This is a genomic window from Halobacterium bonnevillei (assembly GCF_009831555.1).
GTDB lineage: Archaea > Halobacteriota > Halobacteria > Halobacteriales > Halobacteriaceae > Halobacterium > Halobacterium bonnevillei.
The window spans coordinates 14781-32073 of record NZ_WUUU01000015.1 but is presented as its reverse complement, the minus strand read 5'-3'; the positions used below and the strand labels follow the sequence as shown (position 1 = coordinate 32073).

Genomic DNA, 17293 nt, shown 5'->3' with positions numbered 1-17293 from the left:
ATCGGCGGTGCAATCGGCGCGACGACGGCGACCTGAGGCGCGCTCAGAGTCCCTGGCCGAGCATCCTCGCCCCACGTGCTCGAACCCGTGCCGCTCGTAGAACGTTTGCGCGCGCTCGTTCTCCCGGTCGACGTCCAGCACCATCCTGTCCAGTGGCAGGTCCTGCTGGCGGGCCACGGCGAGCGCGGCGTCCAGCAGGTCGTCTGCGACGCCGGCACCGCGGGCGGCCGGGTGGACGTACACTTCGTTCAGGACGGCCGCGTCCCAGACGAACGCCAGTGACTCCGGGAGCACGAACACGTACCCGGCGAGCGCGCCGTCGACGTCGTCGCTGCCCGTTCCGCGGGCGTCGGCGACCTGCACGCAGTCGGGATTCTCGGCGACGCAGCGGTCCACCCAGTCGAGCCACCGGCGCCGGTAGTCGGCGTCCAGTTTCGCCTCGTAGGCCGCCTGTTTGTCCTCGCTCCCGGTGCCCTCGCCGAGCCCCGTTTCGAAGCCGCGCTTGAGCGTCCACAGCGCCTCGCGGTCCGCGTCCGTGTACGGCCTGACCATGCCGGCGGTTGTGCGTCCGCGTCGTTAGCGTTTGGCTTCCCGGAACCGCCCGATGACGCCGGCGATCGCCGTCACCACGACCACCAGTTGCATCCCCGACGCGACGACGGGGAACACGCGCTCGGCATTCTCCGGGTCCTGGCCGCGCTCGAGGTCGACGCCGGTGTAGTAGTGGGTGTTCTCCGTCGTCCCGCCGACGGAGCCGCCACTCGACGCGTCCTCGCTCAGGTCGACGAACGTCTGGACGACGCCGTCCGTGCTGGACAGCTCGAGTTTCCCCGCGAACGTGTAGAAGCGGTCGTGGACCGGGTAGAGGAGGTTCACGCCGTTGGTCATCAGGTCCGGGAGGATGCCGCCGAGCGTCAGCGCGACGACGCCGACTGCGGCGACGTGCGGGCCGCTCCGGCCGAACCTGGCTCGCAGCCACGACTCCCCGCGGTGGGCGTCCCAGTAGACGACGACGCCCAGCAGGACTGGCAACAACAGCGTGTGGAGGAGTGCGCGGTGCCCGCCCGCAATCCAGATGCCGAGGAACGTGTCCACGTCCGGGAATGCTGCGAACGCGCACACGACTGCCAGGGCCTTCGCGTCGAACTCGTGGAGGAAGGCCGTCGCCACGAGCGCGCCGAACGCGACGTGAACTACCGTCGAGGGCATGCACGTGAGTCTGTCCCACACCAGGATGTGTTTTGCGCCTGTCATGGGGCGTGTCCTGGTTCTGTGCCTCGATAGTAGCGTCCTGGTTCTGTGCCTCGAGAGTGGCGTTCTACTTCTGCATCGCGAGGCTGTCGGCGGACGCCCGGGAAAGTTCGGCACGTGTCGAATCCGCTCCGGTAGGCTTTTCCACGGCGGTTCCGGACTCACCGCCATGGCCGACGACCCGCGAAACGACCTCGCCGAGCGCATCGCCGGCGAAATCACGCTCAGCGACGACCCGGGCGCGACCCTCCGGAAGTGGCGGACGGACTTCGAAGTCACACAGACGCAGCTGGCAGACTGGCTCGACGTTTCGTCGTCTGTCGTCTCCGACTACGAGAGCGGCCGCCGCGAGAGCCCCGGCATCGCGCTCGTCCGCCGGCTCGTCGACGCCCTGCTCGACATCGACGAGCGCCGCGGCGGCGAGCACATCCGGCAGTACACGCGGGTCCTCTCGGCGGGCTTCGACAGCGACGTCGTCCTCGACCTCCAGGAGTACCCGGCCGCAGTCGACCTCGGCGACCTCTACGACGCCGTCGGCGGCACCGAAGTCGTCGCCGGCGAGCGGGACAGCGTCACCGGCCACACCGTCATCGACTCCATCGAAGCCATCCGCCGCCTGCGCGCCGACGAGTTCTACCGGCTCTACGGACAGTCCACGAGCCGCGTGCTCGTGTTCACGAACGTCTCGCGCGGCGAAGGCCCCGGCATCGCGCTCCGGGTCGTCAACCCGACGCCGAACGCCGTCCTCCTCCACGGCCTCTCGGAGGACGACCTCTGGGAGCACGCGCCCGGCCTCGCCCAGCAGGACGGCTACTCGCTGGCCGTCACCGAGACGCCAATCGACGAACTGCTGGCGGTGCTGCGCGACCACGCCTGAGGCCGAGCCGTCTGGCGGCCAGTCAGACCCTGAAACCCTTTAACAGCGCGTTCAGCGGCCTTAGCAGGGGGATACCTAACCCACTCGGTTCCCGATACGGGTGTATGCAGGTACGTCGTGCGGTCGCAGCGCTCCGGCGCCCGGAGTACACGGGCGAGAACCGTTGTTTCCCGTGTACGGTGCTCAACCTCGCGCTCGTCGCCGCGGGGAGCGTCGGCCTCGGCGCCTGGCTGACGTTCCCCGTCGGCGTCGTCGCCGGCATCCTCGGCGGAGCGATGGTGTACGTCAGGGGCTACCTGATTCCCGGGACACCCGCGCTGACCCAACGACTCCTCCCGGACGACGTGCTGGCGTACTTCGAACACGGTGAACCCACGACCGGGGACGCCGACCCGGTCGACGAGCACGGAACGTTCGACCCCGAGGCCGTGCTCCTCGACGCCGGCGCGCTCACGCCGTGTCCGGACCGCGACGACCTCTGTCTGGACTCCCTGTTCCGGACCGAGTGGCGCTCGGAGATGGCGGCCGCCGCCGACGACGTCGACGCCGCCGTCCAGCACTTGCTCCCGCCGTCGTTCGACGAGTCCGCGTCAGTCGAGTACCGCGGCGAAGCAGTCCTCGCGAGGGTCGACGACGCGACGGTCGCCGAGTGGCCGTCCCGGGCGCGTTCGTCGCCGACACCGCGGGCGCGGTGGGTGCTCGCGGACGCGGACGCCGGGTGGGGAGACCGCGGGTTCGCCGAACGCACTCGCCTGCTCGCCGGGCTGCGGCTGTGGCTGGACCGGTGTTCGGTCTGCGACGGCCACGTCCAGCTCGGTGAGGAGACGGTCGAATCCTGCTGTCGCTCCGTCGAAGTCGTCGCGGCGTCCTGCACGGCCTGCGGCGCGCGCATCTTCGAAGCGCCGATCCCCGAGGAGTGAGTGGCGGAGCACCTAGTGGCTGTACGAGGCCTCTGCAGTGAGGGCGCGCATCGTGCTCGGCCACCTCTCGAGATGCCAACTCGGCGACCAGAATTAGCGCAGCAGGCTGCGGAGGTACGTCCAGCGCCGCGTCCACAGCTGGTAGGCAGTGGACGCCGCGATGACGGCGAGGAACGCGCTCGCAACGAGCAACACCGGGAGCGCCTCGAGTAGCGGCACGTCGATCTCGGCGGCGACGACGACCACGAGCGAGAGCGTCGCGAGCGACCGATAGTAGTCCGCCCACGTGATGCCGTACTTCGTGACGACCTCCATGTAGACGTTCACGTCGCGCGCGCCGGGCTGGAGTTCCACGGTCTTGCGGTTCTTGTCGTAGTCGACGACGCCCTCGGCGTCGAGCTTCGGGAGGTGCGTCTGGTGCAGGGAGTTGTAGACGCTCTCGCGGAGCGGCCGCGGCGGCGGCGACTCCCCGGCCTCGTGGGCGGCGATGGTCTCAGCCAGTTCCCTGAGCGTGACGCTGCCCATCGACTCCTGGAGGTGTTCGAGCACGCGACGCCGCCGGTCGTTCCTGAGGATGTCGTGGATGTCCGCCTCCGCCAGCGCGGACGACCGGGTGAGACTCATACACACAGAGCCTGTCGCGTACCCGCATATTTATCGGTGAACTTACCGCTTCCCGGGTCGCGTATCGGCGGCCCTGAAGCGGAGCTATGGCCCGCTAAAATTTTCAATGCGTCGCTTAGCCCCGTCAAATCGGTCGTTTCTGTGCTGATTGCGCGATTAGCTATGTGGATACTCCATCGTGGATGTGGCAAGGCCAACACCGTTGGCCGACCAATCGAACCATGTCAAAGAAACTCGAACTGACGCGGCGTCGCGTCCTCGGCGGCCTCGGCACAATCGGTGTCGCGAGTGCCGTCGCGGGGCTCGGGACGTCCGCGTATCTCAGCGACGAGGAATCGTTCGAAGACAACACGATCACTGCGGGCACGCTCGACATGCAGGTCACTGCGAGCGTGGAAGCCGCCAACGACTACTGGGCCCAACAAACAAACCTCGGGGAGCTCGAAGCAACTGCGGACGGCGAGGCGGTGACTGGCCTGCAGGTCGACGACGTCAAGCCGGGCGACTGGGGGATCATCTGCTTCGACATCGACATCGGAGACAACCCCGGATACGTCCAGGTCCGCACCGAGAACCTCGAATCCAGCGAGAACGGGTACACCGAACCCGAGCCGACCAGTGGGAACGAGACCAACATGACCGGCGACTTCAACGACCCGGGCGTCAGTGACGGAGCCGGGGAACTGCAGGACAAGATTCTCGCAACGGTCTGGAACGACTTCGGGGGTGGCGACCGGACCGCGTTGTCTGGCCTCGACGGTACCACGAACGTCGACGGCGGCAGCCAAGCAGAAGCCTGGGACCCGTCCCGCGACGAGGGCGGCGTCGTCGATAGCGACACCCACTACACCACGCTCCAGGAGGCGTACGACACGTACAGCACGGGCGTCACGATCCGTGACGGCGCGGGGGACCCGCTGGCTATCGAGGACGACGGTGAGAACTTCGATCCGGAGTTCTGCCTGTTGCTCGAGATTCCCGCGGAGGTCGGCAACGAGATCCAGGGGGACTCGCTGAGCTTCGACCTCGTCTTCGAAGCCGAACAGACCCGGAACAACGACTCCCCGTTCAGTACCTAACTCAGGGGGCTACCGATGAGTGACAAACCCGCTGGCCTGGACCTGACGCGGCGTCGCGTGCTCGCTGGAGCGGCCGGTATCGGGCTCGCCTCTGCCGCGGCCGGCTTCGGGACGTCAGCGTACCTCTCCGATTCGGAGTCGTTCGAGAACAACACGATCACGGCGGGGACGCTGGACCTGAAAGTCGACTGGGAGGAACACTACTCGTATCCGCAGCTCTACGGCTTCGACGATCCAGCAGCGGGTCTCGCCGTCCAGCGTGCCGAACCAGCTGAATCGGGGGACTACGTCGGTCTTCCGCATCCGGAGAACCCGATGGTGTGGGTGCACGAGGACGACCTCGGTGCCTACATGTCGAACACGGCGATAGAGGCGTTCCCGGACCCCGACAACGACGGCGAACAGGAGACAATCGGGGAGAACGACGACGCGGTCGACGACCAGTTCGTTTACGATGCCTGCGCGCACGGGGCGGACGTAGACGACGACCTCACCCCGGGCGGCGGCAACGCGACCCGAACGAACAACGCCGATACGTACGTCGACGACGAGCCGCAGCCGTTGATCAATCTGCAAGACGTCAAACCCGGCGACTTCGGGGAGTTCACGCTGAGTTTCCACCTCTGCGGCAACCCCGGCTACGTGTGGCTGCAGACGGGGAACGTCTCGCAGAGTGGCGGCGAACTGACGGAACCGGAGGAGGCCGCGCTCGGGGACGGCGAGTCGGACGGGGGCGAGCTCGCAGAGAACATCCAGACCGTCTGGTGGTACGACGACGGCGACAACGTTCTCGACAGGGGCGAGTGTGGAGACACGCTCTACATGACGGACTACGAGCACAACGACGATCCTGCGAGCCTCTACGAAGTCGACATCAGTTCAGGTGCAGCTACGACCCACCTGACTGACCTCGAGGAAGGCGGCACTGTGCTGGACCGTGCCCACACCGGTGCGTCTCCCGATGGGGAGACGGTGTATGCTGTTCCGTGGAACCAGATGGAACTCGCGACGTACGACGTTCCGAACGCGCAACTGTCGATCGACCCGATTGACGACCCCGACGGACACGGACCGTTCAACGACGTCGTTCAGGTCACCGTGGACACGGACGGGACGCTCTACGTCGGCGATATGGCCGAGGACGCACTGTTCGTCGTGTCCAACCCGGAGACTGCGCCAGAAATCACGGACAGAATTGACCTCGACGTCGACATCAACGGTGCCGACAACGCGTTTACGTCGACCGGCCAATTCTACCTGTACACCAACGCCACGAACGCCCTCCACACCGTCGACCTCTTGTCAGGCAGCGTCTCGCAGGTCGCGGAACTCGAGACTGGCGAGGACCTGACGGGCCTGGCGGTGTCGGACTCCGGGACTGGCGACTTCGTCGGGTCGATCAGTCAGGGGACTGAACTCGTGTTCTTCGACAGCGACGGAACCGTGGTCGAGCGTCGGTCCTTCTCCGGGGACCTCACTGACCACACCTACGGCGACCTCACGACCGGCGAACTCTGCGAGGAGACGATCTTCGCCGGGACGCTCGCCGACGCCTTCGACGAGTTCGGTGCCGCCCAGAACGGCTACGTGCTGAACGGTGGCGACTGCTACCAGCCAGGACTTACCCGGTACGTCGGGTTCGCCTGGTGGGTGCCGACGGACGTCGGCAACGAGATCCAGGGGGACACGGTCAGTTTCGACCTCGGCTTCTACACCGAGCAGTGTCGGAACAACGACAACCCGACCGGGCCCTGAGTCGCCTCCGACACTCGTCGTTCGCGAATCGAGACGTCCGACTCACGCAGGTGCGACGCGACCGTCGAGCGGTTCGACTCCGCTCGTGAGTTTCCCGGGAGGGGTGTACGATGAGAGAATTCGAACTCACACGACGTCGAATACTCGCGGGCGTGGGCGGTATCGGCTTGGCCTCTGCGACGGCCGGGCTGGGGACGTCCGCGTACTTCAGCGACACGGAAACCGTCGAGAGCAACGAGATTCGGGCCGGAGAAGTGGACCTGTACGTCGACTACGAAACGGCTGTCAGCCAGGACGGGGTCACCACCGGAAGCACGACGAACGACGGGACGATCGACGGCGATGGAACCGCTACGGGGGAGTACGTGATCAACGACCTGACACCCGGCGATAGCGGCTCGCTGCAGTTCAGCCCGAAGATCGTCGACAACCCGGGGTGGCTCTGGATCGGTAGTACCGTCGGCGTCACCGACTACGAGAACGGGCAGACCGAACCCGAGGGGGACGTGGACGGCTCCGACGCCGGAAGTCTCGGAAACGTTCCGAGCGGAGCGGGGGCGGGCGAACTCTCGGCGGTACTCCAGGTCGACGTGTCGTACTGTACCGAGAGTGGCGGGGTGATCCACGAGTTCCAGAACCCGGCCGATTACACGCTCGCAGACCTGTTCAAGGAACTCGAGAGCGGATTCCTGCTCGACGGCGACGCCACGACCACCGGAACGGACGCGTATCCCTCGTCGCCAGATAGCAGCACACAGAACGGACCGTGTCTCTGCATCGAGTGGGAGGTTCCCACCGACGTCGGTAACGAGATCCAGTCGGACGGTGTGGCGTTCGGCCTCACGTTCGCGGCCTACCAGACGCGCAACAACCCCGCGCCCCAGAACCCGTTCGCGGACGCAACCGTGCTGCCGGGTGACGCAATCCAGAGTGCCGTCGACGACGCCAGCGCGGGCGACGTCGTCAGCGTCTTCGGCGGCACCTTCGGGGACGGAAGCGACTACACCGAGGCGATCGACGTCGATACGCCACTCACCCTCGCGCGGGCGAGCGCAGAACGACCCGTCGTCGAGCACTCGAATGGGTCCACCGTCGACGTTCAGGCAGACGACGTCACTGTCGACGGATTCGAAATCCGGAACCCCGGAACCCAGGGTTCTGGGGATCCGACCGACTACGCCGGAACCGTTGGGATAGACGTCTCCTCGGGCAGCGAGAACGTTTGCCTGCAGCACAACGTCCTCGCGGACATCGGAACGGGTGACGACGACGCGAACCCGATCGGGATTCTGGCGAGTGACGGCACCAGCGGCATCACGATCTACGGCAACGAACTCCGGAACCTGGAGGGAACCGACGAGGACGAGGGCGCCGTCCAGGCGATTCTGGTCAACGAGTCGGGCACCCAGATAACCGACGCGACAGTCCGGGGGAACACGATCACTGGGCTGCTGGACACGCGCTCGACGGTCGCTGTCAGATTCAACGGCGACGTTTCCGGCGTCATCGACGGGAACGAAATCAGCGACCTGAACACCGAAGGGACGATTCCCGGTTCGGGCGGCGCTCCGGGCGGGTTCACGCAGGTGATCTCCCTCGCTCAGGGCGGCGGTAGCGCAACGGGTCCGTCGAATGTGACCATCCGCGAGAACACGATCTCGGACGTCGAGACCACGACCTCTGACAATTTCGCGCCGCCATTCCACGTGGTTGTCGGCAGTTCGACGGACGGCTCGACGGTGACAATCGAATCGAACGAATTCTCCGGAGATAGTCAGGACGACGAGGTGTACGTCGGCGACGGTACGGGGTCGCTGGACCTGAGCGCTGTCCTTGCGACGAATAGCTTCACGCCAGCCGGCACCATCTCGGGGACTCGGATCGAACGCTCGTAGACCGTCGGTCGATTCTTCGAGAGTCCGGAACCGCTGGTGGCTCGAGCCAGTCAGTCGACATCTTATTGTTGCTGACTCTCCGAGACACCGGTATGGCGCCCGACGATGGACTCAGCGAACGAGAGGTTCGGGCCATCGTCCGCGACGAACTCATCGGCACGAGTCGAACGGTACTCGAAACCGCTCTCTGGACGATTCTCTCGCTGTTCGCCATCCTGGTCGGTCTGCAATTGGTCCAGCTTGCGCTGTACGCGCCGTCCATCCTCTTCGGGGTTGGATTCGTTCTCGCTGGTGGGGGGGTTACCGGCGCGGGCCTCTATCTCCTCTATCTCCTTCACTGGGTGTAGCGATTCGGTTGCGACCACCGCCCGACCAGTCGGAGCCAACGCGACACTCTCTGCCAGACGGCGATGGGGGCGGCGGAAGCGTCGAAGGTCGCATCTCCACAGCGCCGACCCCCTCACATCGACGCTACCGTATTCTCTCCGCTCACTGTCCGAGCCTCACAGTGTGCGATCCCATTCTATCATCTCCTGCAATATTCTATCATCTTTCATCGTCTCGATGAGATACTGTAGTCTCCAATCTCACTACAGCGAGCGCGTTTCCGTTTCCGTTCCGTTCTCTCCAACACAGCCGAGGACTCGCGGGGGAAGGACGCTGCTAAATCCTAAGGAACGGGCTTAAACCCGCTCAATTGGCCGTTTTCCTGGGAATTCCGCGATTAGCTATGGGGGTATGAGACGCAGGGGTTGACAGTGCCCGACCTGCCGTTGGGCCGACAGAAACCATGTCGAAGCAACTCGAACTCACGCGTCGTCGCGTCCTCGCCGGCCTCGGCACGATTGGTGCCGCAGGTGCGGCCGCCGGACTCGGCACGTCCGCGTACCTGAACGATACGGAATCGTTTGTCGGAAACACGCTCGAAGCTGGCGAACTCGACCTCTACGTCCACTACGACTTCATGGTCGATCAGGGGTCGGCCAGCGGGAATTTCGACGGTCCACTGTCCGGGACTGTACAGGGCGACGAAGACGTGAGCGAGGGTGTCGGCGTCAGCTACAGCCTCTCGGACGTCAAACCGGGCGACGAGGGCTCCCTGGAGTTCTGCTTCTCGCTGGTGGACAATCCCGCCTATCTGTGGATGAGCGGCGAGCTGACCGACGACAGCGAGAACGCCGTCACAGAACCGGAAGGCGACACGCCCTGGGAGACGGGCGACGGCGGGGAGCTCGCCACGTACACGCGTGCGGCGCTCTACTACACGGGCGAGACGAGCGACAGCAACGACGACGACGTCCTGCTCACCGAGGGGACGCTGCTCGGAGTGCTGTCCGACCTGCACGCCGGTGTCCCGCTGCACGGCGACGGCGACCCGACCGCAGGGGTCGTCGACCGACCGACGTTCGACGGCGGCGATAGCACCGACGAACCGACTGACGACACGTGCGTGCGTCTCGACTGGTGGGTGCCGACGTGGGTCGGCAACGAGATCCAGGCCGACTCCGTGGGCTTTGACCTGCAGTTCTACGCCGAGCAGGCCAGGAACAACACTGGCGTCGGCGACTGGACGCTCGTCAGCACCGGCGACGACCTCCAGACGGCCGTCGACGACGCGTCTAGCGGCGACACGCTCCTGCTCGAAGCAGGCACGCACACCGGCGAGGTCACCGTCGACAAGACTCTCGACATTCGCGGCGAGGGGCCGTCGAATACCACGTACGACGCGTTCGACGTCGGCGGGAGCGGCAGTCTGACCGGCGGCCGCGACCTCGGGATGAAGATCCGGGCCGACAACGTCCGCGTCGGCGACCTCACGGCGACGGGCGCTGACCAGGTCATCCAGTACAACGACAACAGCGGTTCGAGTGGTCGGCTCGCCGGCGGCCTGGTGAGCAACACCGCCATCGTCGACAACGGGAACGACGGCCGCGGCCGCGCGCTCGTCCTCAACTACATCGACGGCGCGATTGTCCGGGACACGGCCATCGAAGACAACGGCAACGACGGTCTCACGGGCTGGTACGCCAACGACTGCCACGTCGAGACGGTGCACGCCGCGAGGAACGGCGACAACGGCCTCTACTTCAACGGCGACAACAACGTCATCCTCGACTCGACGGTCGAGGAAAACCAGGAGGAGGGCGTCGACGTCAGCTGGAAGGGCGACCGCAGCCGCACCGAACAGCGCGTCACGCTCGACAACGTCGTCGCGCGGAACAACGGCCAGAGCGGCAGTCTCCCGGCCGGCGAGGGCGAGGACATCGAACTCCACGACGACGACGGCGACGACTCCGTCGCCGACGACAGTGCGTTGCTCCGGAAGGTGGACACGAGCGGCAGCAGCGCGCCGCTCGGCCTCCGACTGGTGGACGTCGAGCCGGCGCAGGTTCGGACCGAGAACTCCACGTTCCCGAACGGAATCCAGGACGGAAACGACAACGACGTCGACCCGTAGCGACGCGGTTCCGGGCGACTGAGCCCGCCCCGCCCACGCTGGCACCTCGGCGGTTCGATTCCGCCGGTGGGCCTTCCCCAGGAGTGGGGAGCGATACGAATGACAGACAAGAACTTCGAACTGACGCGGCGGAAGGTGCTCGCAGGCGTCGGCGGCGTCGGTGCGGCCGCCGCTGGTGCCGGGCTCGGCACCTCCGCGTACTTCACCGACAGCGAGTCGTTCGACGGGAACAGCATCACCGCGGGCGAACTGAACCTGCGGGTCACCGTCGACAACATCGCGCACAGCACCGCAATCGTCCGGGATAACACGACGATCACTCCGAAGGACACCGCAGACGGGAACGAGGTGACGATCACGGTCGCCGACATGAAGCCCGGCGACTGGCTCATCCTCGAGTGGAATCCCGAGGTCATGGCCAATCCGGGATACGTCCAGGTCACGTCCGTCGACGAGGACTACGACAACGACGAGGGCGCGAATCCGGAACCGGAGACGGACACGAATTCGCCGGGGGACCTGGGAGATGCGCTCCTCTCGACGATTTGGGCAGATTACCCGGATACGTCGGGCGGGACCTCTCCCGCGGCCCTCCAGCCGCTGGACGAGACGACCGACCTCAACGATAGTGGTCTGAGCAGCTACGAGGCGCCGACGAACGTGGATGGCGAAACCCCGAGTGGCGCCCACTACACGACGATGAACGAGGCCCACGACGTCTACAAGACCGGCGTTTTGCTCCGGGACCCGTCGACCGGAGACCCCCTGGAGGTCGGTACGAACAGCGACGCCGCGTGGTTCTACCAGCTACTCGAACTCCCGGCGGGCGTCGGCAACGACATCCAGGGCGACGAGGTGACGTTCACGCTCAGGTTCGACGCCGAGCAGGTCCGGAACAACGGCGCACCGTTCAACAGTTCGTAGCGATGCGGCCACTCACCCACGCTGGGAATCGCGACTCGAGTTCGCGCCGACTCGCTCGCGCGGACTCGCCGCGATGCGGCGGTTCGATTCCGCCAGTGGGTTTCCCCTCACGGGGGGAGCAACTATGACCGATGACGGCAAACGGTACCGGCTTTCGAGGCGGCGAGTGCTCGCGGGACTGGGAGGCGTCGGCCTCGCGTCCGCGGCCGCCGGCCTCGGAACGTCCGCATACCTCACGGACACCGAATCGTTCGAAGACAACACCATCACGGCGGGGACGCTCGACCTGAAAGTCGACTGGGAGGAGCACTACTCCTACCCCCAGATCTACGGGTTCGAAGATCCGACTGCCGGACTCGACGTGACGCGGTCCGAGCCGGCCGATACGTCGTCCTACACGGCACTTCCGGATCCGAACACCCCCATGGTCTGGGTGCACGACGACGACCTCGATGCGTACATGGACAACACTGCCATCGAGGCGTACCCGGACCAGGACGACGATGGCATCCAGGAGTCGTTCAACATGGGCGATGTCGGAAGCTTCTGTGCGGACGGTGCGGACACCCCATCCGACCTTGACCCGACTGAGGGCTTCCGAACCCAGAACGAAGACACGATGGGTGCGTCCGAGCCGAACCCGCTCGTCAACCTGAACGACGTGAAGCCGGGGGACTTCGGCGAACTCACGCTGAGTTTCCACCTCTGTGACAACGACGGGTACGTCTGGATGCAGGGTGACCTCGTCGAAGCCAACGAGAACGGCATCACGGAACCCGAAGGCAACTCCAGTGACGCGGGTCCGAGCGACGAGACGGTCACCGACCTCCAGGGCGGTGACGTCGAACTGCTCGACGAGGTCCAAACTGCGCTCTGGTACGACGGTGACTGTAACAACGTCTTCTCGGCCGGCGGAGGTGGCAGCACCGACGGCGAGGAGGCCGACGTCGTGATCGTGCTTGACCGGTCCGGTTCCATGAGTGGATCGGCCATCACTCAGGCCCAGAACGGCGCGAACTCGCTCATCGACGCCCTCGGTCCGAACGACCAGGTTTCGCTGGTTTCCTTCGCGGACGACGTGTCTCTCGACGAGGGGCTGACCACTGACCACAACGCCGTGCAGAACGCGGTCAACGCAATCTCCACTGGCGGTGGCACGAACATGGAGGCCGGCGTCGAACAGGCCCACGAGGAACTGTTCGCCGCTGACGAGTTCGGCAGCGCGTACGGCGAGAGCGGGAACGCCCGTTCGGGCGCACGCAAAATCGTCGTCTTCCTGAGTGACGGGAACGCAAACGAGGACTCCGGCGTCACTGACTCGCCGAGCGAGGACCCCGTCAACGAGGCGGGCAACCTCAAAAGCGACAACGCGGAGGTCTTCACCATCGCGTACGGCAGCGGCGCGCCGACGGGGACCCTCGGCGACATGGCGAGCGACCCAGCTTCCAACCCAGAGGACCAGTACGCGTTCGACGCGGACACCTCCGACGTCGAGTCCGTCTTCCAGGGGATCGGTGGCACGGTCGGCTCCGGCGGCGAGGAACCGATCTTCCGCGGCACCCTGCGCGAATCGCTCGTGGAACTCACCGCTGGGGACGGTATCGCGCTCGACGGTGACACCAGCACCGAGGAGCGTGCGTGTTTCACCGCGTCACAGACGAGTTGCGTCGGCTTCGCGTGGTGGGTGCCGACGGACGTCGGCAACGAGATCCAGAGCGACTCCGTGGCCTTCGATCTCGGGTTCTACACGGAGCAGTGCCGCAACAACGACAACCCCGGTTCGTAGGGACAGCAGTCAATCGTCCGGCCCCCGCTCGCGGGCGGCCGGGACCCACACTGGTCGTCCGGTTCGGCGGTTCGATCCCGCCGGTGGGGTTCCCCAGGAGGGGGTACCAATGAGCAAGAACGGAACCAGACTAGAACTGTCGCGGCGCCAGATCCTCGCGGGCCTGGGCGGCATCGGGCTCGCTTCGGCGGGAGCCGGCCTCGGCACGAGCGCGTACTTCAACGACACCGAGTCGTTCGACGGGAACACGATCACGGCCGGCGAGCTCGACCTGAAGGTCGACTGGCAGCAGACGTACGACGGACCGATTCCCGGGAGTGGCGGGGAGGTCGGCGAACACCCGGTGAACGCCTATCCGGACTCAGACGGTGACGGCGTCCAGGACCTCGAGGGCATCCGCTACTCGGGCGCCGGGGACGTGGACCCCGTCTTCGACGCTGCGGAGGTCCCGGCGTGCTGTGACTGTGCCGACAGCGAGTTCTACCTCGTCTACGAGGGCGAGTCGTACTGCATCGAGGCGCTGGAAGGAACGGACCCCCAGACGGCCTACGACAAAGCGGGGAACCAGTCGCAGAACGACGACATCCAGTCGGACAAGCGTAGCACGGTGTTCCTGTGGCGCAACACCGACACTGACGACGTCTACCTGTTCGTCGTCAACGACCGCCGGCAGACGGAGTTCGGTGGTACCGCGACCTACGAGATCGAAGGGTCGCCGAACGCTCGGTGGGAAACCGGGGACTGGGTCGTCGAGGACGATGACCGAAACGGGAGCGACGATTCGTACGAGGACCCTGACTCCTCGGATGGCGTCGCAGTCGGGGACTGGGTCTGGAACGGCGCGAACACCGACGGCGGGGTGCTCGGCCCGGTAAACGACAACGGCTCGCAAGGTGACTTCGCGCTCAGGCTCACTCCGAAGCTCAACGAGAGCGCGAGCAAGTACGACGAGCTGGGTGACCTCACCTGGATTTCGGAGAGCGACGTCGAGCCCCTGGAGGACCTCGTGGTCCTGGACGGCGACGCCAACACCCCGATCTCCCTGGAGAGCGGCATCGACGCCTCCGGGAGCGGTGTCGGCGACATCGTCATCCACAGTGCGTGCGGTATCGAGAGCGGCGACGACCTCTCCGAGGGGGTCTTCGGCGACCAGGACAGCCTCGTCCAACTCGACGACGTGAAGCCCGGGGACAGCGGCGAAATCACGTTCTCGCTGCACCTCTGCGACAACCCTGGCTACCTCTGGCTCACGGCCTCGAACTTTACGGACCTCCCTGGCGAGACGCCGGACCCCGAACCAACGCCGGACGAGGGTGAGCTCGCCGAGAACACGATGGTTCGCATCTGGTACGACGAGGACTGTGACAACCAGCACGACGACGGCGAGCAACTCGTCTTCGGGCCCGGCATCGGCGGCTACACCGGTCTCGATGGCGCCAACCCCGCGACGCTCGCGGCGGCGATGGACCTCATCGGCGCCTCCGGTCCCGAGGGGGGCATGATTCCCCTCGACGGCGACGGTGACATGGGTTGGAACGCTGGTTCGACCAGCGAGGACCGGGACTGCCTCCCCGGCGAGACTGGCGTGTGTGTCGGCTTCGAGTGGTGGGTTCCCACGTCCGTCGGCAACGTGATCCAGGGCGACGAGGTGCGATTCGACCTCGGGTTCTACGCCGAACAGTGCCGGAACAACGACGGCTCCGGGTCCGATTCCGGCGGAACGTAGCGGTCGGCGGCTGCTTCCCACGCTGGTGGCACGAACGGCGGTTCGATTCCGCCGGTGGGTATCTCGGACCGAACCATGCACAACTACACACGATTCCACGCGGAGTACTCCGGGAACCGCATCGACGTCCACGGAGGTGCGTGGCCGTGAAGTACACGCGGCGACGCCTGCTGAGCGCCGCGGGCGTCGGTGTCGCGTTCGGGACGGCGCTCACCGCGTTCTCCGGGGACACTGTGGCGTACCAGTCGTCGACGACGGTGGGAGACGACGTCGAGGTACGTGTGGAGTGGCGGGAGACGTACAACGGGTCGGTTGTCGAATCCGGCGACGAGTCCGCTGAGGGCCCCGTGTTGCACGTCGGGAACGCCCAGCCAGGGGATTCGGGGTCGCTGGCGTTCCGCGTCGCGCCCGAGACAGCGGGCGGCGCACGCGTGACGTTCTCGCTGTCGGTCACTGAGAACGCCGAGAACGGGCGGAACGAACCCGAGCGCAAAGCAGACGACGACACGCCGTCCCGCGGTGAACTCGGGGACGCCGTCGACGTCTCGGTCTGGTACGACACCGGCGCGTTCGGCGTCTCCGAGTTGGGGGGCTGTGACGGCGACCAGAGCACCGCGGAGACGACGCTCGTCGACGGATCGTTGCTCGACGCGGACGATGCGCTCGCCAACGGGGTTCGACTCGGTGGTGACTGCCTCTCGGGGGACGAGGGGGTCTGCCTCGGTCTCGAGTGGTCGCTGCCGGCGTCTTCAGGCAATGCGATACAGGGGGACAGCGTCGAGACGGACCTGTCGTTCACGGTCGAGCCGTGTGATTCGCCGTGACTGCAAGCGCTCCGGTTAAACTGACCGCTGAATCGCTAAACACGTCAATAAGTATACTAGCCTTCGGCGTACCAATGGCCGTGCTCCAACAGGCCAGGGGGGTGGGTGACCGTGCCTGACGTCTCCAGGCGCGACGTACTCCGCGGCGTCTCGCTCGTCGGCGCGGCTGGGGCCGGTGCTGCTGCTGGCGTCGGTACGCACGCCGTCCTCACTGATAGCGGTGTATTCGCGTCAAACAGCCTCACCTCCGGGTCTCTCGACCTCCAGGTCGCGACCCGCTGGGCGACGAAGGGCGGCGAACCGTCCACGATGCCGGATCAGGAGACGTTCCCGACGGAATTCGTCGAAGAGTCGACGATCACCGTCGGGTTCCCGGGTATCGATCCGTCGGGGAAGTCCGCGTCGGGTACGGTGACGGTGGCGTTCCGCGCGTGCGACAACCCGGGACGGGTCTGGATGCGCGCGGACGGGGAGCCGAACGACCTCGCTGACGCAATCCACGTTCGGGCCGCCTACGAACCGGAATGCGGCGGGGAGGCGGAGGCGCTGTACGAGGGGCCCATGGCTGGCTTCCTCGATGCGTTCGGCGCGGGCCGGCGCCTGCGGGCGACGCCGAAACTCGCGAAAGTCGAACTCGACGGCGACGAGTTCGTCGTGGAAACCGAGAACGGCCCCGGGGACACGCTCGCCGTGGACGACGCTCCGGGCACCCTCACCGTGGACGTCGACGGCGAGACGGTCACGTTCGAGATCGCTGCCGTTCACTGGAAGGACGGCGGCGAAGAGGTCCGTGGCGTCGACCTCGCGTCCGACGACGTCGTGTTCAGTCGCGTGGACGTGAAAGGCGGCGGGTCGCCCGACGAGGGCGTCGAGACGTACCGCGTCGACTGCACGTCACCCGCCACGGGACTGCTCGCGGGAACCAACCCCGGCGGACAGCCGAGCGGCCTGAGCCACTTCGTGCTGTACGCGTGCGCGGACGGCGGCTGCGTCGGCTGCGACCCCGCGTGTCTCGTCCTCGACTGGGAGCTCAAGCAACCCAAGAAACACGCCGGCGAGTCGCTGTCCGTCGACCTCGAACTGCACGCCAACCAGTGCCGACACACGGAGGCGTCGAATCCATGGCAATGACCGCACTCTCGACAGGACCGCTCGCGGCCCGCGACCCGGCGAG

At 66.1% G+C, this 17293-nt stretch carries 14 protein-coding genes and 1 pseudogene; 12 read left to right on the top strand and 3 right to left on the bottom strand.

All coding sequences use genetic code 11. The annotated features are described in order from the left end of the window. Positions 1-69: 69 nt before the first annotated feature. Positions 70-552, bottom strand: a pseudogene (locus tag GRX66_RS03955) (N-acetyltransferase family protein); the annotation flags it as partial. 24 nt (positions 553-576) lie between these two features. Next, on the bottom strand, positions 577-1209 hold the full coding sequence (locus GRX66_RS03950; RefSeq protein ID WP_159525368.1) for a metal-dependent hydrolase: 633 nt from the start codon (positions 1207-1209) through the stop codon (positions 577-579). A gap of 211 nt (positions 1210-1420) precedes the next feature. Between GRX66_RS03950 and GRX66_RS03945 the strand changes: the two genes are divergently transcribed. Both GRX66_RS03945 and GRX66_RS03940 read left to right on the top strand, forming a co-directional pair. Next, positions 1421-2128, top strand: a complete 708-nt coding sequence (locus tag GRX66_RS03945; protein WP_159525365.1) for a helix-turn-helix domain-containing protein — start codon at positions 1421-1423, stop codon at positions 2126-2128. 104 nt (positions 2129-2232) lie between these two features. Further along, entirely contained in the window at positions 2233-3048 is an 816-nt protein-coding gene (locus GRX66_RS03940; RefSeq protein WP_159525364.1) for a hypothetical protein, read from the top strand. A 93-nt stretch (positions 3049-3141) separates the two neighbouring features. On the opposite strand, the gene GRX66_RS03935 is transcribed toward GRX66_RS03940, so the two are convergent. Beyond that, on the bottom strand, positions 3142-3672 hold the full coding sequence (locus tag GRX66_RS03935; protein WP_159525363.1) for a DUF7344 domain-containing protein: 531 nt from the start codon (positions 3670-3672) through the stop codon (positions 3142-3144). A gap of 221 nt (positions 3673-3893) precedes the next feature. On the opposite strand from GRX66_RS03935, the gene GRX66_RS03930 reads away from it, so the two are divergent. The 10 genes from GRX66_RS03930 (at position 3894) to GRX66_RS03885 (ending at position 17250) form a co-directional block, all read left to right on the top strand. After that, the gene (locus GRX66_RS03930; RefSeq protein WP_201292916.1) at positions 3894-4751 is read left to right on the top strand and encodes a SipW-dependent-type signal peptide-containing protein; all 858 of its coding nucleotides are present in this window, start codon (positions 3894-3896) and stop codon (positions 4749-4751) included. A 15-nt stretch (positions 4752-4766) separates the two neighbouring features. Further along, positions 4767-6506, top strand: coding sequence for a SipW-dependent-type signal peptide-containing protein (locus GRX66_RS19440; protein WP_201292915.1), 1740 nt, complete (start codon positions 4767-4769; stop codon positions 6504-6506). Between the two features lie 110 nt (positions 6507-6616). Next, on the top strand, positions 6617-8401 hold the full coding sequence (locus GRX66_RS03920; RefSeq protein WP_159525362.1) for a SipW-dependent-type signal peptide-containing protein: 1785 nt from the start codon (positions 6617-6619) through the stop codon (positions 8399-8401). Positions 8402-8493: 92 nt separating this feature from the next. Further along, positions 8494-8748, top strand: coding sequence for a hypothetical protein (locus GRX66_RS03915; RefSeq protein ID WP_159525361.1), 255 nt, complete (start codon positions 8494-8496; stop codon positions 8746-8748). A 443-nt stretch (positions 8749-9191) separates the two neighbouring features. Next, positions 9192-10859 (top strand): right-handed parallel beta-helix repeat-containing protein, encoded by a 1668-nt coding sequence (locus GRX66_RS03910; RefSeq protein WP_159525360.1) that lies wholly within the window; start codon positions 9192-9194, stop codon positions 10857-10859. Between the two features lie 99 nt (positions 10860-10958). After that, positions 10959-11783 (top strand): SipW-dependent-type signal peptide-containing protein, encoded by an 825-nt coding sequence (locus tag GRX66_RS03905; RefSeq protein ID WP_159525359.1) that lies wholly within the window; start codon positions 10959-10961, stop codon positions 11781-11783. Positions 11784-11907: 124 nt separating this feature from the next. Next, positions 11908-13569 carry a vWA domain-containing protein gene (locus tag GRX66_RS03900; protein ID WP_159525358.1) on the top strand — a complete coding sequence of 554 codons (1662 nt, stop codon included), beginning with the start codon at positions 11908-11910 and terminating at the stop codon, positions 13567-13569. Between the two features lie 109 nt (positions 13570-13678). Next, the gene (locus tag GRX66_RS19435) at positions 13679-15295 is read left to right on the top strand and encodes a SipW-dependent-type signal peptide-containing protein (RefSeq protein WP_201292914.1); all 1617 of its coding nucleotides are present in this window, start codon (positions 13679-13681) and stop codon (positions 15293-15295) included. Between the two features lie 146 nt (positions 15296-15441). Further along, positions 15442-16119, top strand: a complete 678-nt coding sequence (locus tag GRX66_RS03890) for a hypothetical protein (RefSeq protein ID WP_159525357.1) — start codon at positions 15442-15444, stop codon at positions 16117-16119. Between the two features lie 111 nt (positions 16120-16230). After that, positions 16231-17250: a hypothetical protein gene (locus tag GRX66_RS03885; protein ID WP_159525356.1), complete on the top strand. Its 1020-nt coding sequence runs from the start codon at positions 16231-16233 to the stop codon at positions 17248-17250. Positions 17251-17293 lie beyond the last annotated feature (43 nt).